Below are 22,208 nucleotides of genomic sequence, written 5' to 3'. Positions count from 1 at the left end.
AACGTGGCGGTCATCTGTGCGCCTCCGGCTCCGTTGCTCCAACGCATCGATGGTAAAGGCCTGTTCAGCGCCGCTACCTGCGTCCGAGACCACGTCACCCACACGGGTGGATTCCATCCAGACTCATTCCTGCCATTGAACTCCAATGGCAGGCTTTCCTCCACGAAACCTCACGGAGGCTCCCGATGAACCACCCCCACCGACTACTCCCCTGGACCGGCGAGGGCGGCCGTCCCTGCTATCTCTCCACCGACGGGGCCGGCCCCCTCACCCGGTACGCCGACCGGATCGAAGCACTTCAGCTCGGGCTCGCAGCCAAACTGCACCGCCGGGCGCGGGAGGCCCTCGACAGCGCACGGGCGGTCGGGGACGAAGACACGCACACGGTGCGCCAGTTGACCGACGCCCTCGGAGACGCGCTACGGATCGCCGAGTGCCGTCGGAAGCGCCTGGACCGGCCGGAAGGTCCTCTCCTCGCCGCCGTCCGCGCCACCCACCCGCACTCCCCCGACCGACTGGCCCTCCTCGGCCTGCCCGGCACGGTCCTCTCCTCCGCGCCGGCCGCCCGGCAGCACGTACGGGCGACCGCCCGCGCCTGGGGCGTACCTGGCGACGTCGTCGACACGCTGGAGACGGTGACGGGAGAGCTCGTTGCCAACGCCTTGGAGCATGGGGACAGCTGGGAGGTGGCGGTGACACTGACGGTCGCGGAGGACCGGGTCACGGTCGGCGTGACCGACGAAGGGCGGGACGCCGCCGCGTTCACCTTCGTACGGGCCGAACCCGGGCCCGAGCAGGAGCACGGCGGGGGCTGCTGATCACGGAGGCGCTCGCCGACCGGTGGGGCGAGCGCCTGATGCCCGGCGGCCGCACCGTCTGGGCGGAGTTCCGTACGGAGGGCCGGGGCCGGTCCGGCCGGCCCTAAGCCGTTCTGCCGTCCGCGATGGCGTTCCGTACCTCTGCCACCCGCTCCGCCTCCTCCACCGCGAACCGTTCACGGTCGAGCTGTTCGGCAATCTCCTCGTCCTGGGTCATCAGCAGGTCGAGGTTGGAGTCGCCGAGTTCGAAGACGCCCATGTCGACGTACGCCTTCTGCAGACGTTCGCCCCACAGGCCGATGTCCTTGACGCACGGGACGATGCGGGAGAAAAGCAACTTGCGGAACAGGTGCAGGAATTCGCTCTGCTCGGTCAGCTCGTACGCCTCCTGCCGGGGGACGCCGAAGTTTTCGAGGACTTCGACGCCGCGCAGGCGGTCGCGCATCAGGTAGCAGCCTTCGATGACGAAGTCCTCGCGTTCCTTGCGTTCGGCGTCGGTGAGCTGCTTGTAGTAGTCGCGCAGGGCCATCCGGCCGAAGGCGACGTGACGGGCCTCGTCCTGCATCACGTAGGCGAGGATCTGCTTGGGGAGCGGTTTGTTGGTGGTGTCGCGGATCATGCCGAAGGCGGCCAGTGCGAGGCCCTCGATGAGGACCTGCATGCCGAGGTAGGGCATGTCCCAGCGGGAGTCGCGCAGGGTGTCGCCGAGCAGTCCCTGGAGACTGTCGTTGACGGGGTAGAGCATGCCGATCTTCTCGTGCAGGAAGCGGGAGTAGATCTCGGCGTGCCGGGCCTCGTCCATGGTCTGGGTGGCGGAGTAGAACTTCGCGTCGAGGTCGGGGACGGATTCCACGATGCGGGCCGCACACACCATCGCGCCCTGTTCGCCGTGCAGGAACTGGCTGAACTGCCAAGCGGTGTAGTGGCGTCGCAGGTCGCCCTTGTCCTTGTCGGTCATCCGGTCCCAGTAGCGGGTGCCGTAGAGGTTGAGGGCCTCGTCGGGGGTGCCCAGGGGGTCCGTCGGATCGACTTCGAGGGACCAGTCGATGCGGGTGGCGCCGTCCCACTGCTTGTCCTTGCCCTTCTGATAGAGGGCCAGAAGGCGCTCGCGGCCCTCGTCGTACTCCCAGGAGAAGCGGGCCGCTCCGGTGGCCGGGACCTGCCAGATCGGTTCCGCCGGGCGTTTCGTGTAGAGCTCGTGCGTCGACATGTGCGACCCCTTCGCTTGCCCAACAGGCGCGCTCACCACGCTGCTTGGCAGGCTCACACGCAGGTGGACGCACGGTCAACAAGCGCGGTCGACGAGGACGTCAAGAAGTGCCGCACAAGGGATTGACTGCCTTGCTGACAAAGAGTCTTATAAGAAGTGACCCCCGGTAACCCGAATCACGAGGTGCTCCGACGATGACGACCGCGCCGAGCAGGACAACCGAGCCGAGCGAGACCGACTTCACCGCCCTCCGTGACGCACTCGGCATGCTCAAGGACCGGGAGCAGGTCGCAGAGCGGCTGCTGGAGTCCTCGGCGAGGCACTCCTTCGACCCGGACAGGGAACTCGACTGGGACGCACCGGCGGACGAGGGCAAGTGGTACTGGCCGCCGGAGCTGGTGTCGCTGTACGACACCCCGATGTGGAAGAAGATGTCCGAGGAGCAGCGGATGGAGCTGGCGCGGCACGAGGCCGCGTCCATCGCCTCGTTGGGCATCTGGTTCGAGATCATCCTGATGCAGCTGCTGGTACGGCACATCTACGACAAGTCCGTGACCAGCAACCACGTGCGGTACGCGCTCACCGAGATCGCGGACGAGTGCCGGCACTCGATGATGTTCGCGAAGATGATCCAGAAGGGCGGGGCGCCCGCCTACCCCGTACCGCGCGTCTACCACAACCTCGCCCGGGTGCTGAAGACCGTCTCGACCACCCCCGGCTCGTTCGCCGCCACCCTCCTCGGCGAGGAGATACTCGACTGGATGCAGCGGCTGACCTTTCCGGACGAGCGCATCCAGACGCTGGTGCGGGGTGTGACGCGCATCCACGTGATCGAGGAGGCCCGGCATGTTCGGTACGCGCGGGAGGAGTTGCGCCGGCAGATGGTGACCGCGCCGCGCTGGGAGCAGGAGTTCACCCGGCTGAGCTGCGGCGAGGCGGCACGCGTCTTCTCCACCTGCTTCATCAACCCGCAGGTGTACGAGAACGTGGGCCTCGACCGGCGGGAGGCCGTCGCCCAGGTGAAGGCGAGCGGACACCGGACCGAGGTCATGCAGAACGGCGCGAGGCGGCTGACCGACTTCCTCGACGACATCGGGGTCCTGCGGGGACCGGGGCGCAGGCTGTGGGTCCGCTCGGGGCTGCTGGCCGGCTGACGGGCGACGCGGCGACGGACCGGGCGGCGGTGGCCACCGCCGCCCCCGCCAGTGGGCGGCGGGGCGGAAGCCGCCCGTGTGCTGTGACACTGGGCTGGTGAGAAGCGAGAAGACCCCCTTCGTCGGCGGCCCCCTGGACGGTCAGGCCCTGCCCGTACTGACCGGCCCGACCGGCAATCCGCCCAAGTGGTACGAAGTCCCGGTGCCGGACGCGGCGGGCGGGCCGCCGGCCGTCCACGCGTACGAGCGCCGGCCCGCCGGCCACAGCAAGCGGCTCGGGCTCCAGCGCGGCTGGAAGTACGTGTACGTACCGGAGGGCCGCGAGCCGTGGAGCCCGAAGTGGCCGTGGTCCAGTCGCCGCGCCGGGGACGGTACGACTTCGACCGGTACGGGTGACTGAGCTGCGCCACTTCGGCCACCGGCCGTGTCCCCGGTCGCGCAACGGCACACCATCGGGCTGAGCCGGGCCCTTCGCCCGGCCGGCAGCCGGAGGTGATGGAGTGTCGGGGAAGTTCGGGACTGCGGTGGGGCTGGTGGCGGCGGCGACGGTGCTGGCCGTCACGGGGAGCGCGTCGGCCGCACCCGACGACCCGGTGGACCATGGCACGGAGTCCGTGCAGGCCGGGGAGACGACGGACGCCGGGGAGACCCTGGATGCCGGGGGCACCCCCGTCGGCGCCGACCGCACCGAAGGCGTCGGCAAGCTGCTCGCCGACCTCCAGAAGCTCTACCGGGAGGCCGAGGAGGCCTCCGAGGCCTTCAACGCCACCGAGGAGAAACTGAAGGTCCAGCGGAAGGAAGTGACCCGGGTCGGAGCGGAGTTGGGCAAGGTGCGGACCGCCCTCGCGGAGAGCAGGCGGGCCGCCGGGCACCTCGCGCGGGAACAGTACAAGGGGCGGAGCGATTACGCGTACTCCTCGCTCGTCCGGCTGCTGACGGCCAGGGACCCGGAGCACGCGCTGATGCAGGGCCACACGCTGCGACGTGCCGCCGCCGCACGGGCGGTGAAGGTGGCACGGCTGGAGGGCCGCGAGAAGCGGGCCGACGAGCTGGCCACGAAGGCGCGGGGCGCCCTGGACGTGCAGCAGACCCTGGCGGCCAGGCAGAAGAAGCAGCGGGATGCGGTGCAGGGGCGGCTGAAGCGGGTGGAGGGGCTGCTGGCAAGCCTCAGCGACGAGGAGCTGACGGCGCTGGCGCGGCTGGAGGAACGCGCGGTGGGGCGGGCGCAGCAGGAGCTGGTCGGGTCGGGGGCGTTCGGGCCGGGCGGGGTACGGGCCGGGCGCACGCCGTCGCGGCAGGGCGCACAGGCGTTGGCATACGGGACCCGGCAGCTCGGGAAGCCCTATGTATGGGGCGCGGAGGGTCCCGGTGCCTTCGACTGTTCCGGGCTGACGCAGCAGGCGTGGGCGGCGGCCGGGCGGACGATCCCGCGCACCAGCCAGGAGCAGTGGCGGTACCTGCCGAGGGTGCCGCTGTCCCGGCTGCGCCCCGGCGACCTGGTGGTCTACTTCCCGAAGGCGACCCATGTGGCGATCTACCTGGGCAACGGGCAGGTGGTGCAGGCGCCGCGGCCCGGGGCGCGGGTCAAGGTCTCGCCGATCGCGTCGAACCCGGTCCTGGGCGCCGTCCGCCCCGACCCCGCGCTGCCCTCGCTCCCGTCGTACGTACCGCCGGACCTGCCGGTGGTGACGGACGACGCAGGGAACGAGTCGGACGCGGGGTACGGGTCGGAGGAGGCACCCGGGTAGGGCGGCGGATCAGGCCGGGCGGGCTGCCGCGCCGGCCTCCGCGAGGTACGCGTTCGTCTTCTCCGGGTCGTAGAAGAAGTTCTCGAAGTCGGCCGGGTCGTTGAAGCCGTTCGCGAACCGGTGGGCAACCGCGGGGAGTTGGCCGGCCGCGCCGATCAGGTTGAGGACGTGCTCCGGCGGGACGCCGAGCATGGCGTTGGTCCACTTGGTGACGTGCTGGGCGGTGTCCCAGTAGCGGTCGAAGGTCTGCTGCATCCAGGCCTCGTCGAACGCGGCCTCGCCGTGGGCGAGGATCGAGTCGAGGTAGGAGGCGGCGCACTTGGACGCGGAGTTGGAGCCCTGGCCGGTGATCGGGTCGTTGGCGACGACGACGTCCGCGACGCCGAGGACCGCGCCGCCGCCCGGGAGGCGGCCGATCGGGTTGCGGACGGTGGGGGCGTAGCGGCCGGACAGGGTGCCGTTCGCGTCGGTGAGTTCGACGTTGGTGGCGCGGGCGTACTCCCAGGGCAGGAACTTCTCCATCAGGGAGAGGGTGAGGGAGAGGTGCTCGGCCGGGTCCTTGACGCCCTGGAACGCGTCGACGGGCCCACCGGGGACGCCCTCCCAGAACAGGATGTCGGCGCGGCCGGACAGGGTGAGCGTCGGCATGACGAACAGCTCGCCGACGCCGGGCACCAGGTTGCAGCGCACCGCGTCGAACTCGGGGTGCTCGGGGCGCGGGCCCATGCCGTGCACGTAGGCGACCGCCAGGGCGCGCTGCGGGGCGTCGTAGGGGGAGCGCGAGGCGTCCCGGCCGAAGAGCTGGACCAGCTCGCCCTTGCCCGCGGAGACGAGGACCAGGTCGTACGTACGGGAGAAGAAGTCCAGGTCGGAGACGGCGGCGCCGTGGATGACGAGCTGCCCGCCGCGCTGCGCGAAGGTGTCCATCCAGCCGGCCATCTTCACGCGCTGGTCGACGGACTGCGCGTACCCGTCGAGCCTGCCGACCCAGTCGACGGCCCGAGAGCTGTCGGGGGCGGCGACGGAGACGCCGAGGCCCTCGATGCGAGGGGCCTGCGACTCCCAGAAGTTGAGCTGGAGGTCGCGCTCGTGCTGGAGGGCGGTGTGGAACATGCACTGCGTCGACATGACCTTGCCGGCCCGGATCTCGTCGGAGGTCCGGTTGGACATCAGGGTCACTTCGTAGCCCTTGGACTGGAGGCCGAGGGCGAGCTGGAGGCCGGACTGGCCGGCGCCGACTATCAGAATCTTGCGCATGGGATGGGCGGCTCTTTCGCGGGAAGGGGTTAGGCGGGGGTGACGTCCCAGGCGTGGGCGACCATGCCGAGGAGCGTTTCGACCACCGAGATCTTGCTGCGCGCGTCCATGATCGTCACGGGTACGTGCGGCGGTACGGACAGGGCCTCCCGTACGTCCTCGCTCTCGTAACGCTCGGTGCCCTCGAAGTGGTTGACGGCGACCACGTACGGTATGCCGCAGCTCTCGAAGTAGTCCAGGGCCGGGAAGCAGTCCGTGAGACGGCGGGTGTCGGCGAGCACGATCGCACCGATCGCCCCGCGCACCAGGTCGTCCCACATGAACCAGAACCGCTGCTGGCCCGGTGTGCCGAACACGTACAGGACGAGGTCGTCGTCGAGCGTGATGCGGCCGAAGTCCATGGCGACGGTGGTCGTCGTCTTCTCCGGGGTGGCGGCGAGGTCGTCCGTTTCCTCGCTGGCGGTGGTCATGACCGCTTCGGTCTTCAGCGGAGTGATCTCGGAGACCGCGCCGACGAACGTGGTCTTGCCGACGCCGAAGCCGCCCGCGACCACGATTTTGGTGGCGGTGGGGGCGCGCGTGGTGTCCAACTGCCGGGCGGGCACGGCCTGTTCCGGCTCGGCGGGTGGCGTGGCGGTCGGGTGGGGAGGGGCGGTTACGGGGGTTGCCTCAGAGGCGACGGAGCCCATTCAGGACCCTTTCCAGCAGTGCGCGATCGGGGCGTCCGGCGCCGTGGCCGGTTCCGTACACGCGGATCTTTCCCTGGTCGGCCAGGTCGCTGAGCAGGACGCGGACCACACCGAGCGGCATCTTCAGCAGGGCGGCGATCTCGGCGACCGTACGCATGCGGCGGCACAGCTCCACGATGGCCTGCATCTCGGGGCTCACCCGGTTGCCCGGAGTGCGCCCGGTCAGCTCCGGGCGCTCGGGCGCCGCCTCGATGGCCGGTGTGTCGAGGGCCGCCACGAACGTCTCCACGAGGAGCACGTGGGTGAAGCGCGTCCGGCCGCCGGTGAGGGCGTACGGGCGCACCCGGGCGGGGCGACGGCCCTCGCCGCGTATCGGAAGGCGGGTCGGCGTCGCGACCGCCCCGGCGGGCGCCTGGCCGGGCGCCTTCTTCGGGCGTTGCGGGCTCAACGGGCACTCTCCAACGACGTGCGCAGCTCGCTGCGGAGTTCGGGGGTGAGGACGTGGCCGGCCCGGCCCACGAAGAGCGCCATGTGGTAAGCGACGACGCTCATGTCGCAGTCGGGGGCGGCGTGCACGCCGAGCAGCGAGCCGTCGCTGATCGACATCACGAAAAGGCTGCCGTGCTCCATGGCGACCATCGTCTGCTTGACGCCGCCTCCGTCCATCAGCTGGGCTGCGCCGATGGTGAGGGAGCCGAGGCCGGAGACGATGGTGGCGAGGTCCGCGGCGGAGCCCTTGGGGCCCGCCAGGACGGGAGCGGTGCCCGGCAGCATGTGGTCCGGGTCCGAGGACAGCAGGAGCAGCCCGTCGGAGGACACGACGGCTACCGAGACGAGGCCGGGAACCTCCTCCACCAGGTTGGTCAACAGCCAGTGCAGGTTGCGGGCTTCGGTGCTGAGCCCGTATGTGATCGGCGCGGTCAACTGCGTGCCTCCTCGACTGTGTCCCCCTTGTTGTCGGTGCGGTCGGTGGTGCTCTGCGTCGTGGTCTTCGTCGTGGTGTGCGTGGTGCTTCCCCCGGCCGTGGCCGGGTCCCCGGATTCGGCGCTTACCCCGTGCAACCCGTTGTTACCACTACTTGTGATCTCGGCTTCGACGTCACGCCTGCCGTCCTTCGCCCCCTGATGGAACCCGCCCAGGCGGCGACGGAGAGCGTCGGCGTCCACCGCGCCGGAGCGCTGCGGCATGGCGTCGGAGGCGGGCTTGACGATGTTCGGGGTGCGTTTGGGGAGGCCCTTGGCGGTCACGGTCGGAGTGGTCGGCTCCGGTTCCGTTCCGCTCTCCGGCCCGCGCGCCGGTTCCGGAGCGGCCCCCGTCTCCGGTGCCGACGCCGTCGGTTGAGGGAATCGGATCGCTCGGGTGGGCTCGTCGACGGGGGGAAGTTCCGCCCGTACGGACGGCTGCTCGTCCGCCCGTACGGACGGCTCGCCGGTGTCGCGCGCGGGCGTCTCGTCGGGTGCGCGGACGTGCTCCCCCGCGTCCGCCGCCGTCTCCGTCAGCTCGGCCGCCTCGACCGCCTTCTCGGCGAGGGCGATCAGCGGATCGGCCTCGGGGACCGGGTCGGCCTCCGGGGCGGTGTCGGCCGCGCTCCTGCGGCCGGGAAGCGTGTTGGAATTGGCTTCGGCGACCGAGCCCGGGAGCTGGTGCGGGGTGCCGGACGCCGCGGCGGTGACGGGCAGTTCGTCCGGCAGGAGGGCCTTGGGCAGGACCACGACGGCGGTGATGCCGCCCTGCTTCTGCTCGCGCAGCTCGATGCGGACCCCGTGCCGGGCGGCGAGAAGCGCGGCGACCTGGAGGCCCAGGCCCTGGGTGCCGTCGTCGCCCTGCCCGCCGGGGGTGTAGGTCGCGGGGTCGGCGAGCCGGGCGTTGAGGTCGGCCAGCCGGTCGGGGGCCATGCCGATGCCGCTGTCCTGCACGGAGAGCATGACCTCGCCGCTCTCCAGCAGCCAGCCGGAGAACTGGACGTGCGCGTCCGGCGGCGAGAACGAGGTGGCGTTCTCCAGGATCTCGGCAAGGAGGTGGCTGAGGTCGTCGGCCGCGTATCCGGCCACCTGGACGTGCGGCGGAAGGGTCTGGAGGGTGACCCGTTCGTACCGTTCGATCTCGCTGATCGCGGCGCGTGTGACGTCGACGAGGGGAACGGGGCCGCTGTGCGCGACGCCGTGGTCCGTACCGGCGAGGACGAGGAGGTTCTCGCCGTGGCGGCGCATGACGGTCGCCATGTGGTCGAGCTTGAAGAGGGTCGCGAGCCGGTCGGGGTCCTGCTCGCGCTCCTCCAGGCTCTCGATGACGGCGAGTTGGCGTTCGACGATGCCGAGCGTGCGCAGGGAGAGCTTGACGAAGGAGGAGTGCACGGTGGTGCGCAGCTCCTCCAGCCTGACCGTGGTGTCCTGTGCGCGCGCCAGCAACTCGGCGCGTTCGGAGGAGAGTCGGTCGCGCTCGGCGGTGAGGGCGCGGCGCTGGGCGTCCAGGGTCTCGCGCTGGCCGACCAGGTGGGTGCGGTCCCCGGCAAGCTGTTCGGTGCGGGCGCCGAGGTCGCGCAGCTTGGCGTGCAGGCTGTTCAGGGACCGGACGACCTGGGCGAACTCGTCGTTGCGGCCGGTGTAGCGGACCGGCTCCTCGGCCTGCGGGTCGGCGGCGATCCTGGCGGCGCCCAGGCGCAGTACGGCGAGCGGTTGCGTGAGCGTGCGGGCCACGGCGGTGGAGATGCCGACGGCCAGCAGGAAGCAGGCGCCGAGCAGCGCGATGCGCAGTTCGAGGGCGGAGACGTCGTCGTCGCGCAGGGCGGCCAGGTTCTCGATCTGGGCGGTGGCCAGGGCGGCCTCGGCGCCGCGCATCCGGTCGATGCGGGCGGTGAGCGCGGAGCCGACCCGGTCCGCGTCGATGCGGCGCTCGTCGGAGCTGAGGGTGGGCTGGTCGGTGAGGACGCCTAGATAGCGCTCGGCGGTCTTGACCTCGGGCCCGCTGACGGTGGCGGCGAACGAGTCGCGTGCCTTCACCGGGGCCGCCAGGTCGAAGTCGGCGAGGGCGGCGACCTCCCGGAAGCGGGCCTGCTGGGCGGCGGCGCTGAGGGCGTTGCGGGCGCGGGTGGCGTTGCCGGAGCCCTCGCCCTCGACCCGCACGAGGAGGCCGGTGGCCGGGTCGACCCGGGTGGTGGTGCTCTTGCCGCCCGGCACGGCCAGTGCGGCGAGCAGCAGGCCGCGGGCGGCGGTGGCCTGGTCGACGGCGTTGCCGAGGGTGGCGGGCGCGGGGCCGGGGCCGCCCGCGCGGGGCGGGGTCCTGCGCGCCAGCTCGCGTGCGAGGGCGCGCAGCTGGTCGATGGCCTGGGAGTACGCCTTGTGGGTGTCGAGGGGGGTGGGGTCGGCGGTGGTGCCGGTCGTGGCGCCCGCGCCGGTGCCGGACCGGGCGTCGCCCTCGGCTGCGCGGCGGATCGCCGGGATCTGCGCGAGGGCGTCGCGCAGGGCGGCCGGCACCTCGGCGGCCCGGGTCGCGGGGTCGGTGAGTTCGGCGATCTGGCGGTCGACGCGGGAGGTGCGGTCGGTACGGGCGGCGCCCTTGTCGCGGGCGGCGGCGTTGCCGTCGTCGGTCCCGTCGCTGCCGCTGGTGCCGTCGCTGGTGCCGTTCGTGGTGCCGTCGCCCGTTGAGCCGCTCGCGGAGGTCGCGGCGGCGCGCGCGGTGGTGTCGTCGCGTTCGTCGGCGAGGGAGTGGGCGAGGGTGAGCGCCTGCCGGTTGAGTTCCGCGAGGTCCAGCAGGCGCTGGGAGCGCTTCAGTTCGTCCGAGGCGGTGACGAGGGAGGGCGCGCCTGCTGCCAGTACGACCACGCCGACTGCCGCGACGGAGGCGACGAGGCGGCTGCGTACCCGCTTGGGCCGCGTCCGGCCGCCCGGCGGCTCCTGCTGTGAGGTGGGCATCTGCTGCTCCGCGTCGCCGCGCGTGGAGCCTTCATTGCCGCTGCCGCCCCGAGGCCGCTTCTTCTGCACCGGTGCTCGCATCCTTGAGTTCGTCCGCCCAGCTGGCCGAGGTGACGACTGGTACTTCTGGTACGCACGGACCGAGTGCCCCCACCCCCACCCCTGATTCAGCCCTTGACCCTTCCAGCGCCCCGGGGAGGGAGTCGCGACTCAACGGACCCGCCACCCGAACGAGTGAACATCACTCGGGAGTTGGCGAACAACTCCTGTCACGGCCCGTCAGGTGCCTTCCCGGTGTGCCGGTTGGAAGTTCGGCGCGGGCTTTGGCAGGATGCACCCCCGCAGCTTCCCGGAGTGGATCATTCCGCCCCAAAGCAGGCGGCTGACCTGCTGGTATGGGCCAATTTCGCGCACCTGCGGGCAGCACCCGCGGCTCGGGCAGACTGGCTGCCATGCGCATCGAACTCGCCACAGCCCCCGGTGACCCCGAACGCCCCAACGAGGACTGGGCGTCCGCGGCCGTTCCCGCCGGGGGGTCCGCAGGGCAGAGCGGCACCCTCGTCGTACTGGACGGGGTGACTCCGCCACCGAACGAAACGGGATGTGTGCACTCGGTGCCCTGGTTCACGGCCCGCCTCGGCGGCGCGCTGATCGAATTGTCCGGATCACGGCAGGAATTGCCGCTCACCGAGGTACTGGCCACGGCGATCGAGCGGACCGCGGCAGCCCATGGCGGAGGTTGTGATCTTTCTCACGTGCGGACTCCTCAGGCGACGGTGGTCGTGGTGCGTTGGGGGGCGGCGTGGGTCGAACACCTGGTGCTGTCGGACTCCGCACTGCTGCTGGAGGGGACGGACGGAACGGTGCGCGCGGTACTGGACGACCGGCTGGACCGGATTCCGCGCGAGGCACTGCGCGCGCACGCGACGGCGGACGTGTACCGGAACGCACCGGACGGGTTCTTCACCGCCGCGGCGGATCCGGCGGTGGCCGGGCGGGCCGTCGTGGGAGCCACCCCCCGGGAGGAGGTCAGGGCAGTGGCGGCCATGACGGACGGGGTCACCCGGTGGGTGGACATGTTCGGGGAGGGGGACTGGGGGGACTGCGTGGCGGTGCTGCGCAAGGAGGGGGCGCAGGGGCTGATCGACCGGGTGCGGGAGTTGGAGTGCGGCGGGCGCGGGGCGGGGCGGTGGAAGCGGCATGACGATGCGGCGGTGGTTTATGCGGAGCTGTGAGGGGGCGGGGGGTGCGCGTGCGGTGCGGGTGCGGGTGCGGTGTGCGTCCGGGTGGGCCGGGCGTTGAGCGGGACGGTGCACCTCCGGTGGGGGCCGCCCCCTTGCCCGCCCGTTCCGCCCCCGGGGGCGGCCCCGCCGCCCAAGCGGGCTACGTAGGGGCGGCCCCGCTGCCCAAGGAGCTGCCGGGGGGACCGGGGGCGGGCTGCCGAGGGGGAGGGGGTCAGGACTCGGGTTGGGTGTTGAGCTGGTGGAGGAGGCGGGCCAGTTCCGCGACCTCGGCCCGGTCCCAGTTGGAGAGCTTGCGCACGTAGCGGGCCCGGCGGGCGTCCCGTACCCGGCGGAAGCGCGCCCGCCCCTCCTCGGTGAGCAGGATCAGCGACGCGCGCCCGTCCGCGGGGTCCGGTTCCCTGGCGACCAGGCCGAGGTCCTCCAGGGCGCGCAGCTGCCGGCTCATCGTCGCCTTGCCGACGCCGAACCAGGCCGCCAGTTCCGTCGCCCGCTGCCGGTCCACCTCGTCGAGCCGCACGAGCAGGCCGTACGCCGCGGGCTCCAGGTCGGGGTGGACCTCGCGGGCCATGTCGCCCGACGAGGCGCGCGCCCTGCGCAGGAAGAGCGCCAGTTCGCGCTCCAGCGCCAGGAATTCCTGATCCACCCGTACGTCCCCCTCGTCCGCCGTCCTTGTCGCGGCGCAGCCAGTATTCCGCAGCGGACGGGGAACCGGCGCGAAGGACCCCCGGCGCACGGGCGCCGGGGGTCCGGATCGGTGGGGTAGGTCACGCGGGAGGGGTCAGCAGCGGCCCGCCGGGCGGTCGCGGAGCACCAGGTCGGTGTTGCTGGTCGTGCCGTCGATCCACACGACGCGCCTGCCGGTGTCGGCGCCCGCGTACAACTGGTCGCCGCGGTTGCAGGAGACCCGCTCGCCCTCCCGGGTGCCCGCCACCTCGAACTGCCACAGCTTCGGCAGCGTCTCGTCGCGGTACTGGGTGTCCGGGAGCTGGGAGTTGACCGTCACGGCCTCCTCCGAGGCGGTGAGGTCGAAGGCGATGAGCGCCTTGTCGCCGGTTTCGGGGCTGAGGTCGAGCAGCTTGCTGCCGTCGTGGTTGGCGCGCCGTACGGCCATCTGACCGGCATCCTCGACCTCGTCGGCCAGCCAGGAGATGACGTGCGTCTTGGACAGCCCGGTCTGGCCGAGGCCGTTCACCGCCGCCTTCTGGGGCAGGATGTTGGTCTTCCCGGTCCTCGTGTCGAGGAGTTCGACGTCGAGTTTGTACTGGCCCTTGACCGGCCACAGCTTGGCGTAGGCGACCTTGCCGTCCTTCACGGAGGGCAGGGCGGTCAGGAGGTGGTAGCGGCCGCCGTCGACGTACGCCTGCTCGCCGGTCCCGTTGCTCCCGCCGTCCGAGGCCACCGACCCGAGTGCCACCGCGCTGGTGGTGGGCGACGCCCTCCTCCGCAACGCACTGCTGCCGCTGTTCGAGACGGTGTGGGACCGTTCTGTCCCGCTGGGCAGCGACAGCGCCGACGCGTGGGGAAATCCCGTCCCCGGACAACAGCGGGAACTGCTCGGCCTGTTGGCGGCCGGCCTCAAGGACGAGGTGATAGCGCGCCGCCTCGGCGTGCACGTCCACACGGCCCGCCGCCGGATCTCCAGGCTGCTGGAGGCGCTGGACGCGGAAACCCGCTTCCAGGCGGGAGCGCAGGCGGCGGTACGGGGGTGGCTGGGCTGAGACGACGCCCGGGACCGCGGAAGGGGCCGGGGGTACGGGCAGCAGGCCGGAAACCACAGGCTCCGGGCCGAAAACGATCTGGCCACCGCCGGCCCCGCTCCCCTACTCTCACCGGACGGCATCGCGCGTCGGCCACCGACCGGGTGGGGCGTGGAGGTAGCCCGTGAGTGTGCCCTCGGAGGCATTCCACAGTGTCAGTTCAGCTGAATCACACGATCGTCCTCTCCCGTGACAACCGGGAATCCGCAGAGTTCTTCGCGCACATTATGGGACTCGAAGTGGGCGCCGAATGGGGGCCGTTCATTCCGGTCGCCCTCGCGAACGGCGTCGCACTCGACTTCGCGTCGCTCCCGCCCTCGCAGGACGTCTTCCCGCAGCATTACGCCTTCCTCGTGACGGAACGGGAATTCGACGACGTCTTCGCCCGCATCAAGGCCAGGGGCGTGGACTACTGGGCGGACCCGCACGGCAAGCAGCCCGGCGAGATCAACCACCACGACGGGGGCCGGGGCGTCTACTTCCCGGACCCCTCCGGCCACGGCCTGGAGGTCATCACGGTGCCGTACGGCGGCTTCCAGCCGTAACGGCAGGGCCTCTACATAACGGCACCGGCCAAGCACGCCCCCCTCCCGTCAGCGCGAGGGGGGTCCGTCATGAGGAGGGCCCCGCGCGAACCGCCGCGCGGGGCCCTCCCCGTTCCGCACCGCCGGGTGGGATGCTCCGTACCGCTCCCTCGGACGGCGCGCCCCGTACCGCTCCCGGGGGCGGTACGCCTCCGCGCGGCTACGCGGCCACCGCCTCCGCCGCGATCCGGGCCGGGGCCAGGGCGATCTCCAGGACCTGGCGGACGTCCGTGACCGGGTGGACCTCCAGCTTCTCCAGGATCTCGGCGGGTACGTCGTCGAGGTCCGGCTCGTTCCGCTTGGGAATGATCACGGTGGTGGTGCCCGCCCGGTGGGCGGCGAGGAGCTTCTGCTTCAGGCCGCCGATGGGCAGGACGCGCCCGGTCAGCGACACCTCGCCGGTCATGGCCACGTCGGTGCGGACCAGCCGGCCGGACAGCAGGGAGGCGAGGGCGGTCGTCATGGTGATGCCCGCGCTCGGACCGTCCTTGGGGACGGCGCCCGCCGGGAAGTGGATGTGCACTCCCCGGTCCTTCAGGTCGGCCACCGGCAGCTCCAGTTCCGCCCCGTGCGAGCGGAGGAAGGAGAGCGCGATCTGCGCGGACTCCTTCATCACGTCGCCGAGCTGACCGGTCAGGGTCAGCCCCGCACCGCCGGTCTCCGCGTCGGCGAGGGAGGCCTCGACGAAGAGGACGTCGCCGCCCGCTCCGGTCACGGCGAGTCCGGTCGCCACGCCGGGCACCGCGGTGCGCCGTTCCGCCGGGTCCTGTGCGGACTCCGGCACGTGGTGCGGACGCCCGATGAGGTCGCGGAGTTCGGCTTCGGTGACGGTGAGCGGGAGTTCCCGGTCGCCGAGTTCGTGCTGGGCGGCGACCTTGCGGAGCAGCCTGGCGACGGCGCGCTCCAGGTTCCGTACACCTGCTTCCCGCGTGTACTCCCCCGCCAGCTTGCGCAGGGCGGACTCGTCGAGGGTGACCTCGCCGGGCTCCAGACCGGCCCGGTCCAGCTGGCGCGGCAGGAGGTGGTCGCGGGCGATGACGACCTTCTCGTCCTCGGTGTAACCGTCGAGCCGGACCAGTTCCATACGGTCGAGCAGGGCCTCGGGGATCGCTTCGAGGACGTTGGCGGTGGCCAGGAACACCACGTCGGACAGGTCCAGTTCGACCTCCAGGTAGTGGTCCCGGAAGGTGTGGTTCTGGGCCGGGTCCAGCACCTCCAGCAGAGCCGCCGCCGGGTCGCCGCGGAAGTCCGATCCGACCTTGTCGATCTCGTCGAGGAGGACGACGGGGTTCATGGATCCGGCCTCCTTGATGGCGCGCACGATACGGCCGGGCAGCGCGCCGACGTACGTGCGCCGGTGCCCCCGGATCTCCGCCTCGTCCCGCACGCCGCCGAGGGCGACCCGTACGAACTTGCGGCCCATGGCGTGCGCGACGGACTCGCCGAGCGAGGTCTTGCCCACGCCGGGCGGTCCGACGAGTGCCAGCACCGCGCCGCCGCGCCGCCCGCCGACGACGCCCAGCCCGCGGTCCGCGCGGCGCTTGCGCACCGCGAGGTACTCGGTGATGCGCTCCTTGACGTCGTCGAGGCCCGCGTGCTCGGCGTCGAGGATCTCCTTGGCGCCCTTGATGTCGTACTGGTCCTCGGTGTGCTCGTTCCACGGCAGTTCCAGCACCGTGTCGAGCCAGGTACGGATCCAGGAGCCCTCGGGTGACTGGTCGCTGGACCGTTCCAGCTTCTCGACCTCCTTGAGGGCGGCCTCGCGCACCTTCTCGGGCAGGTCGGCGGCCTCGACGCGGGCCCGGTAGTCGTCGGACTCCTCGCCCTCGCTCTCGCCGTTCAGGTCGCGGAGTTCCTTGCGCACGGCGTCGAGCTGCTTGCGCAGCAGGAACTCGCGCTGCTGCTTGTCCACACCCTCCTGGACGTCCTTGGCGATGGTCTCGGCGACGTCCTGTTCGGCCAGGTGCTCGCTGAGGGCGGTCAGTGCCAGGCGCAGCCGGGCCACCGGGTCGGCGGTCTCCAGGAGTTCCACCTTCTGGGCGGTGGTGAGGAAGGGCGAGTACCCGGAGTTGTCGGCCAGTGCCGAGACCCCTTCGATCTGCTGCACCCGGTCCACGACCTGCCAGGCCCCGCGCTTCTTGAGCCAGGTGGTGGCGAGCGCCTTGTACTCCCTGACCAGTTCGGCGACCGCGCCGGGGACCGGATCGGGGTCGGCCTCGTCGATACGGGTCCCCTCCACCCACAGGGCGGCGCCGGGGCCGGTCGTGCCCGCGCCGATCCGCACCCGGCCACGGGCCCGGATGAGGGCGCCGGGGTCGCCGTCGGACAGCCGTCCGACCTGCTCGACGGTGCCGAGGACGCCGGTGCTGGCGTACACGCCGTCGACGCGCGGAACAAGGAGCACTTGTGGCTTGCTGGTACTGGCGTGCGCGGCGGCCTGTGCGGCCTCGACCGCGGCACGTACGTCGGTGTCGGACAGGTCCAGCGGCACCACCATCCCGGGCAGCACGACCTCGTCGTCGAGCGGCAGCACGGGCAGGGTGAGCGGTGTGGACGTCGATGCCATGATCTCCCCTTGGGCAGTGAAGTTGAGCTGTATGGACTCAATGCATATGAGCTCCCCAGTGTTCCCCGATCCGTGTTCGCTCTGAGCGATCAGCGCTCGACGGCGCACCGATTTCCCGGATGTAATAACCCCAGACAGCATTCATCTATTACACGGGGAGATCCTGATGGCTTTCGCCACCGCCGACGACGCCGCCCGCGCCTGGACCGAGGGCTGGGCTCTCTCACGCGGAGCCGCGGAGCCCCTTCCGCAGCCGTGGGGCGTGACGATCGACATCGGGCTGCCGAACGCGGTCTCCCGGCACGTCCTCCTCGACGGCTCCGCGTCCGAGGAGGCCACCGTCCGCAAGCTTCTGCACGCGGACGCCGCCCCCGGCACCTGGATCAAGTTCCTGGAGCCGCCCGAGGTGGTGGCCCCGTGGATGACCGACGGCTGGGAGTACGACACCCCCGGCCACCTCATGACCCTGCCGCTGGTCCACCCCACCGCCGCCCCCGACGTCCCCACCGGATACCTCCGCCGCAGCTGGACCCGGGCCGGCCTGACCCGTGTCCTGGTCCTGGCCGCCGACGGCAGCCTGGGCGCCCGGGGCCAGGTCGCCGTCACCGGCACAACGGCGGTCGTCGACCAGGTGGAGACCGGCCGGGCCCATCGCCGACGGGGCCTCGGCACCCTGATGATGCGCACCCTGCAGGCTTATGCCGCCAAACAGGGCGCCCTGGACTGCGTACTGGGTGCCACGGACGACGGCCGCGCCCTCTACACCACCCTGGGCTGGGAAAAGGTCTCGCCGTTGACGGGCGTCTTCCGTACGGTCGCGGAAACCGACGGAAACTGAACGGGCGCGCCGGTGACGGCCGCCTCCCGGGGGAGCACCGCCTTGGCCACCACCGCGCGCCCGAGCGAGGTCACCGGCAGACCCGCGCCCGCCCGCCTCACCGGCGCCCAGCGCGCCGCCCTCCGGCACGTCCGGAGCGTGGCACGGGCCGGCGCCCCACCGCCCGGGGCCCTCCCCCCGGACGCGGCCGGGCTGCTGGCCACGGTCCGCGACCACGCCCGCATCACCCTCAACTTCCACCCCGACCGGCTCCTCGCCGACGGCCGCACCCTCGCCGAGTCCCTCGCCGAGGACGGGGTGTACCGCAGCCAGTACGAGACGGGCCTGTCCAACGGGAGCCGCACCGCGTTCCCCGGCGGGCTGCGCGACGGCTGGGAGGACGCCCTGTTCGGCGGGGCGTACCACGCGGCCGGGGTTCGCCCCGCCGAGCGCCCCAAGTACGGCGCGCTCAATCTGCGCCAGTACCCGGACGGCGCCGCCCCCCGCTTCGGCTCCTGCCACGTACGGCTGCGCCCGGCGGTGAATGCGCGCGCCACGTTCTGCCACAACGACAGCCACCTGGGCCCCGCGCACCTCGGCACCGCCGACTCCTTCGCGCCGGTCCTCGCCGCCCTGCTCGCGGAACAGCCCGACGCCGCCGCCCTCGTCCGCACGCTGCCGCACGCCCCCGCGCCCGCCTCCCCCGGCCGCTCGCTCGACGCGTACGTCGAGGCCCAGGTGCACGGACCGCTCTCCCTCGCGGAGGACGCCGAAGCCCTGGTACTGGACCCGTCCTTCGACGGTACGGAGACCGGTCGGCTGCTCGCGGAGGTCGCCGCACGGTCGGGGACCGAGGTGGAGTGGCACACCGGTTTCGCACTGCGGCCCCACGAGGTGGACGCGGAGTTCCGCGGCCCGGTGATGGTCCCGCTGGCCGCCCGGATCTGCTCCTCGTACGCACGCCGCGGCGTGCTCGACGCCGAGGTGCTGGGGCGGGCCGCGGCCTCGGTGGTACGGGAACCGGCCGCGTGGGCGCAGTGGGGCAGCCGGGACGAAGTGCTCCAGTACGTCAAGCAGTTGTGGCACGTTCTGGTGCGGTTCGGGCATCCGGCGAGCGGCGGCCGGGGGAACGCGTAGGGGTGGTCCGTACGTCGAAGCGAGGAGCGGACGAGACGGCGGACGACGGGAGCATCATGCGACGCGCGGGCACAACGGCGAGGACAGTGGTGGCGACGGTCCTGAGCGGGATGCTGATGGCGGGATGCGGGAGCGGAAACGGCCCGACGGGAACCAGCAGGCCGACCGGCGACGGCAGCTCGACGGGAGCCACTGGGTCGACAGAGCCCGGCGGAAACGAACCACCGCGGACGCCCACCGCGTCGCCCACCGCCCCCTCACCCGCCCCGCCCTCACCGCCCGGCACACCCCCGCCGTCCGGCACGACGCCGCCCTCCCCCTCCGCCCCCGCGAAGGGGCAGCTCCTCGTCACCGCCACCGTCACCGGCGGCATCGACGGACGGCACCGCAGCGTCCTGGTGCGCGCCGACGGGTCGTACACCACGCTCGACCGGAAGAAGGGCACCGACAAGGGCCGGATGAGCGCCGCCGCCCTGGCCGAACTCCGTGACGCCCTCGCCGCTTCCGACTTCGCCTCGCTCCCCCGGGTGTCCGTCGCCGACCCGCCGGTCGCGGACGGGATCATGACGGCCGTGGTGTACCGGGGCCGCGAGGTCGTCACGGACGGGATGCAGAAGGTCCCGGGGCTGGACCGGGTGATCGCGGCGCTGCCGGCACTCAGCTCGTAGTGGTCGCGGGGTGATTGCGGACGATGTGGGAGATGCGGGCCACCGTCGGGTCGTTCGCGCCGAGGACGTTCTTGGTGATCGCCCACGCGGTACCGGTCGCCGTGTCCGCACCCGCCCAGCTACCGCCCACACCGGCCATGCCGAAAACGGTCGGCTCGGTTGCGGCGGACCCGTGGGGCAGGCCGACGGCATAGCCGAGCGCCCAGGCGGACTCGTTGCCCATGAGCTGATCCGGACCGCTCATGGCGAGGGCGGTCGCCTCGCGGGTGCGCTCGGGGGAGAGCAGACGCACGCCGTCGACCTCACCCAGTACCGCCGCGTACATGCGGGCGACGGCACGCGCGGAGGTCTTCGCTCCGGCGGGTATGTCGGCGGCCAGGATGTCGGCCCTGTTGCCGAACGCGGCACTCGGGAAAAGGTGCTTGGGCGCGGCCCTGAACATCGGCAGGTCGTCGGGGAGCTGTGAGAGATCGAAGGCGGCGGCCCGCGCGGGGTCCTCCTCCAGCCGGGCAAGCCTGTGCTGCTGAGCCTCGGGCATCCCGAAGTACAGCTCGTCGGTGATGCCGAGCGGGTCGGTCAGCTCCTCGCGCAGGACGTCCGTGAGGCTGCGGCCCGTGGTGCGGCGGACGATCTCGCCGACGAGGTAGCCGAAGGTGTAGGCGTGATAGCCGACGGCTGCGCCCGGCTCCCACCAGGGCTGCACGTCGGCGAGGGCCGCGCACATGGCGTCCCAGTCGCAGAGCTCGGCGTGGGTGGTGGCGGCGGGGATTCCAGGGACGCCTGCCGAGTGGGTGAGGGCATGCCTGACCGTCACCGCCTGCTTGCCGTGCGCGGCGAACTCGGGCCAGAGGTCGGCGACGGGGGTGTCGTAACCCCGTTCGCCGAAGTACCCGCGCTCGGCACACACGTGGGCGAGCGTCGCGGTGACTCCCTTGCCCAGGGAGAAGTTGTAGAAGGGGGTGTCGGGCCGGACCTCACGGCCGGTGGCCGGATCGGCGATCCCGGCGACGATGTCCGCGACCAGCTCGCCGTGCCGGTGGACGGCGACCTGCATGCCGCGTTCCGCGCCGGACTCCACCAGCTCGTCGGCGGCTCGCTGAAGCTGCTTCGTCAGGTCGGTGCACACGCTCGCGTCGGTCATCGCGGCTCCCCCTCGGTCGTTCGACGGCCGGTCGTCGATGCAGACCGTACGGAGGTCGTCGACTCGTTGGCCAGCGGTTTTCGGTACGCGAGGCGGGGCCCGGCGATGTTCAGAGGTACGACGGCGCGGCGCGCTCCGCCTTCCACCGGCGTACGAGCGGCCAGGTCGCCAGCCCCAGGCACAGGGCCAGCGGGTGGCCGAGTGCGGTCAGCGGGTCGGCATAAGCGATGAGGTCCTGCAGCAGTACCAGACCGACGGCGCCAAGCAGCGCCCAGCGCAGCCACCGCAGCCGCAGCACCGCGGCCAGTGCGCCCACGCACGCCATCAGCCCGAAGCTGATGCCGAAGTCGAGCCGGTACAGCGAGGTCTCGGGCAGGTGCCCCACCGCGACCGCGAATCCCACCGGAAGCTCGGTGGCGAGGGACGCCACCACGTGCCCGAACGCGAACACCCCGGCGCTGCGGAGGCCACCGATGCGGCGCTCCAGCGCGGTGAGCACCACGAGGAACCCCAGGGCGTACGGAGAGGCCAGCCCGCCGGCGACCCACAGCGCACTGCCGACGAGCGCGACGAGCGGGGCCCGGGTCAGGTGGTCCACATCGGTACTGGAGGCCCGGAGCATCGCGGACACGGTGTCGGGGTCGCCGAACTGGGCGTAGAGGGAGGTGGCAACGAGGAGGAGGGCGTAACCGAAGGTGAAGGGGGTGCCGGTGGGGGTCGGAAGAAGATGCCAGAGGTGCCAGCGACGGGCGGGGGCAGGGCCGCCGGGGGCGGACGCCTCAGAAGCCGCCGGGGCGCAGTGGGAGTCGGGTGCGGCGGGAGCGGGGGCCGTACGAGCCGTGCTGGCCGTTCGGACCGCGCGGACCGTGCCCGGGGTGCGGGGGACACCGTCCGCGCGGACCGTGCCCGGGGTGCGGGGGACACCGTCCGCGCGGTCCGGACGGGGCGCGCCGGTGGCCAACCGCTGCTCCGGGACGGCCGACAGCACCACCGCTCCGCCGGACCCCGGCGCCCGGAGCTGTCCCCCCTCCGGTTCCGGCTCCTGCGGGTGAACCGACTCCTGGCCCGGCTCCCCGGCCGCGCGCTTCGGATGCGCGCTCGTCTTCCACTTCGGCTTCGTCGCTGCTCGGTGCACTGCGTGAGGCCCCATTCCCCCGGGCACCGCGCTCGGGGCGGGCGGCCGGAATCGTCAAGCCACGCCCGTGTCCCTCGGCCGCGTCTCTCGCGTTTCACTTGCTTCGTCTGCTGGTGTTGCACAGCACCGGATCAGCTGCTTCCGATACAGATAACGCCCACCTTTCTCGCGGATATCCCCACGCGGCTATGACTCACCTCACACCACGGCCCCCTGGGGCAACCTTCCTCTCGCCTCCCGCGTCGCGGGCGCACGGCCAAGCGGGAGTCAGGCGGGAGGCCCAGCGACGTGGGGACCTCGGGACACGACGGATACGCAACCACACTCATGCGACCTCCGGCCGATCGGCGGGCTGGCCGGCGGTACCGCCAC

At 72.1% G+C, this 22,208-nt stretch carries 21 protein-coding genes; 10 read left to right on the top strand and 11 right to left on the bottom strand.

The annotated features are described in order from the left end of the window. The first annotated feature begins 185 nt into the window (after nucleotides 1-185). Nucleotides 186-818 carry an ATP-binding protein gene (locus tag HNQ79_RS20030; protein ID WP_185032977.1) on the top strand — a complete coding sequence of 211 codons (633 nt, stop codon included), beginning with the start codon at nucleotides 186-188 and terminating at the stop codon, nucleotides 816-818. Between the two features lie 103 nt (nucleotides 819-921). On the opposite strand, the gene HNQ79_RS20025 is transcribed toward HNQ79_RS20030, so the two are convergent. Continuing rightward, nucleotides 922-2,028 carry a ferritin-like domain-containing protein gene (locus tag HNQ79_RS20025; RefSeq protein ID WP_185032976.1) on the bottom strand — a complete coding sequence of 369 codons (1,107 nt, stop codon included), beginning with the start codon at nucleotides 2,026-2,028 and terminating at the stop codon, nucleotides 922-924. A 194-nt stretch (nucleotides 2,029-2,222) separates the two neighbouring features. Between HNQ79_RS20025 and HNQ79_RS20020 the strand changes: the two genes are divergently transcribed. From HNQ79_RS20020 to HNQ79_RS20010, 3 genes are all read left to right on the top strand, one after another. Further along, entirely contained in the window at nucleotides 2,223-3,182 is a 960-nt protein-coding gene (locus HNQ79_RS20020) for an AurF N-oxygenase family protein (RefSeq protein WP_185032975.1), read from the top strand. A 97-nt stretch (nucleotides 3,183-3,279) separates the two neighbouring features. Beyond that, a complete protein-coding gene (locus tag HNQ79_RS20015; RefSeq protein WP_185032974.1) occupies nucleotides 3,280-3,582 on the top strand; it encodes a DUF8847 domain-containing protein in 303 nt (100 codons plus the stop codon). A gap of 100 nt (nucleotides 3,583-3,682) precedes the next feature. Then, nucleotides 3,683-4,930, top strand: a complete 1,248-nt coding sequence (locus HNQ79_RS20010; protein ID WP_185032973.1) for a C40 family peptidase — start codon at nucleotides 3,683-3,685, stop codon at nucleotides 4,928-4,930. A 9-nt stretch (nucleotides 4,931-4,939) separates the two neighbouring features. Here the strand turns inward: HNQ79_RS20010 and HNQ79_RS20005 are convergent, their stop codons facing one another. The 5 genes from HNQ79_RS20005 to HNQ79_RS19985 form a co-directional block, all read right to left on the bottom strand. Next, nucleotides 4,940-6,187, bottom strand: a complete 1,248-nt coding sequence (locus HNQ79_RS20005; RefSeq protein WP_185032972.1) for a styrene monooxygenase/indole monooxygenase family protein — start codon at nucleotides 6,185-6,187, stop codon at nucleotides 4,940-4,942. A 29-nt stretch (nucleotides 6,188-6,216) separates the two neighbouring features. Then, nucleotides 6,217-6,876, bottom strand: a complete 660-nt coding sequence (locus HNQ79_RS20000; RefSeq protein ID WP_185032970.1) for a GTP-binding protein — start codon at nucleotides 6,874-6,876, stop codon at nucleotides 6,217-6,219. Continuing rightward, nucleotides 6,857-7,249 carry a DUF742 domain-containing protein gene (locus HNQ79_RS19995; protein WP_229923701.1) on the bottom strand — a complete coding sequence of 131 codons (393 nt, stop codon included), beginning with the start codon at nucleotides 7,247-7,249 and terminating at the stop codon, nucleotides 6,857-6,859. The genes HNQ79_RS20000 and HNQ79_RS19995 overlap by 20 nt, the downstream gene beginning before the upstream one ends. A 71-nt stretch (nucleotides 7,250-7,320) precedes the next feature. Next, the gene (locus HNQ79_RS19990; protein WP_185032966.1) at nucleotides 7,321-7,800 is read right to left on the bottom strand and encodes a roadblock/LC7 domain-containing protein; all 480 of its coding nucleotides are present in this window, start codon (nucleotides 7,798-7,800) and stop codon (nucleotides 7,321-7,323) included. Then, entirely contained in the window at nucleotides 7,797-10,856 is a 3,060-nt protein-coding gene (locus HNQ79_RS19985) for a sensor histidine kinase (protein WP_185032964.1), read from the bottom strand. Before HNQ79_RS19985 ends, HNQ79_RS19990 begins: the two co-directional genes overlap by 4 nt. Before the next feature lie 383 nt (nucleotides 10,857-11,239). On the opposite strand from HNQ79_RS19985, the gene HNQ79_RS19980 reads away from it, so the two are divergent. Further along, nucleotides 11,240-12,022: a protein phosphatase 2C domain-containing protein gene (locus HNQ79_RS19980; RefSeq protein WP_185032962.1), complete on the top strand. Its 783-nt coding sequence runs from the start codon at nucleotides 11,240-11,242 to the stop codon at nucleotides 12,020-12,022. A 220-nt stretch (nucleotides 12,023-12,242) separates the two neighbouring features. Here the strand turns inward: HNQ79_RS19980 and HNQ79_RS19975 are convergent, their stop codons facing one another. Beyond that, on the bottom strand, nucleotides 12,243-12,674 hold the full coding sequence (locus tag HNQ79_RS19975) for a MarR family winged helix-turn-helix transcriptional regulator (RefSeq protein WP_185032960.1): 432 nt from the start codon (nucleotides 12,672-12,674) through the stop codon (nucleotides 12,243-12,245). 135 nt (nucleotides 12,675-12,809) lie between these two features. Then, nucleotides 12,810-13,445, bottom strand: coding sequence for a hypothetical protein (locus HNQ79_RS19970; protein WP_185032959.1), 636 nt, complete (start codon nucleotides 13,443-13,445; stop codon nucleotides 12,810-12,812). A gap of 10 nt (nucleotides 13,446-13,455) precedes the next feature. Here HNQ79_RS19970 and HNQ79_RS19965 point away from each other — a divergent pair, with 10 nt between their 5' ends. Both HNQ79_RS19965 and HNQ79_RS19960 read left to right on the top strand, forming a co-directional pair. Next, the gene (locus tag HNQ79_RS19965) at nucleotides 13,456-13,749 is read left to right on the top strand and encodes a helix-turn-helix domain-containing protein (RefSeq protein ID WP_185032957.1); all 294 of its coding nucleotides are present in this window, start codon (nucleotides 13,456-13,458) and stop codon (nucleotides 13,747-13,749) included. A 191-nt stretch (nucleotides 13,750-13,940) separates the two neighbouring features. Then, a complete protein-coding gene (locus tag HNQ79_RS19960; protein WP_185032955.1) occupies nucleotides 13,941-14,333 on the top strand; it encodes a VOC family protein in 393 nt (130 codons plus the stop codon). A gap of 199 nt (nucleotides 14,334-14,532) precedes the next feature. Here HNQ79_RS19960 and lon read toward each other — a convergent pair whose 3' ends face one another. Beyond that, entirely contained in the window at nucleotides 14,533-16,938 is a 2,406-nt protein-coding gene (gene lon, locus HNQ79_RS19955) for an endopeptidase La (protein ID WP_185032953.1), read from the bottom strand. A 166-nt stretch (nucleotides 16,939-17,104) separates the two neighbouring features. Between lon and HNQ79_RS19950 the strand changes: the two genes are divergently transcribed. The 3 genes from HNQ79_RS19950 to HNQ79_RS19940 are packed head-to-tail and all read left to right on the top strand — an operon-like array spanning nucleotide 17,105 to nucleotide 19,560. Continuing rightward, on the top strand, nucleotides 17,105-17,776 hold the full coding sequence (locus HNQ79_RS19950; protein WP_185032951.1) for a GNAT family N-acetyltransferase: 672 nt from the start codon (nucleotides 17,105-17,107) through the stop codon (nucleotides 17,774-17,776). A 42-nt stretch (nucleotides 17,777-17,818) separates the two neighbouring features. After that, a complete protein-coding gene (locus HNQ79_RS19945) occupies nucleotides 17,819-18,892 on the top strand; it encodes a DUF3626 domain-containing protein (RefSeq protein ID WP_185032949.1) in 1,074 nt (357 codons plus the stop codon). 2 nt (nucleotides 18,893-18,894) lie between these two features. Further along, entirely contained in the window at nucleotides 18,895-19,560 is a 666-nt protein-coding gene (locus HNQ79_RS19940; RefSeq protein ID WP_185032947.1) for a hypothetical protein, read from the top strand. Here HNQ79_RS19940 and HNQ79_RS19935 read toward each other — a convergent pair. Both HNQ79_RS19935 and HNQ79_RS19930 read right to left on the bottom strand, forming a co-directional pair. Continuing rightward, nucleotides 19,550-20,701 (bottom strand): serine hydrolase domain-containing protein, encoded by a 1,152-nt coding sequence (locus HNQ79_RS19935; RefSeq protein ID WP_185032945.1) that lies wholly within the window; start codon nucleotides 20,699-20,701, stop codon nucleotides 19,550-19,552. The two genes, HNQ79_RS19940 and HNQ79_RS19935, sit on opposite strands and share 11 nt — an antisense overlap. A 109-nt stretch (nucleotides 20,702-20,810) precedes the next feature. Next, nucleotides 20,811-21,836 carry a rhomboid-like protein gene (locus HNQ79_RS19930; RefSeq protein ID WP_185032943.1) on the bottom strand — a complete coding sequence of 342 codons (1,026 nt, stop codon included), beginning with the start codon at nucleotides 21,834-21,836 and terminating at the stop codon, nucleotides 20,811-20,813. Nucleotides 21,837-22,208: the final 372 nt, after the last annotated feature.

The sequence above is a fragment of the Streptomyces candidus genome (genome assembly GCF_014207445.1).
In the GTDB taxonomy this organism is placed as follows: Bacteria; Actinomycetota; Actinomycetes; order Streptomycetales; family Streptomycetaceae; genus Streptomyces; species Streptomyces candidus.
Note: the sequence above shows the minus strand (reverse complement) of the source record. Positions and strands in the feature narration are given on the sequence as shown.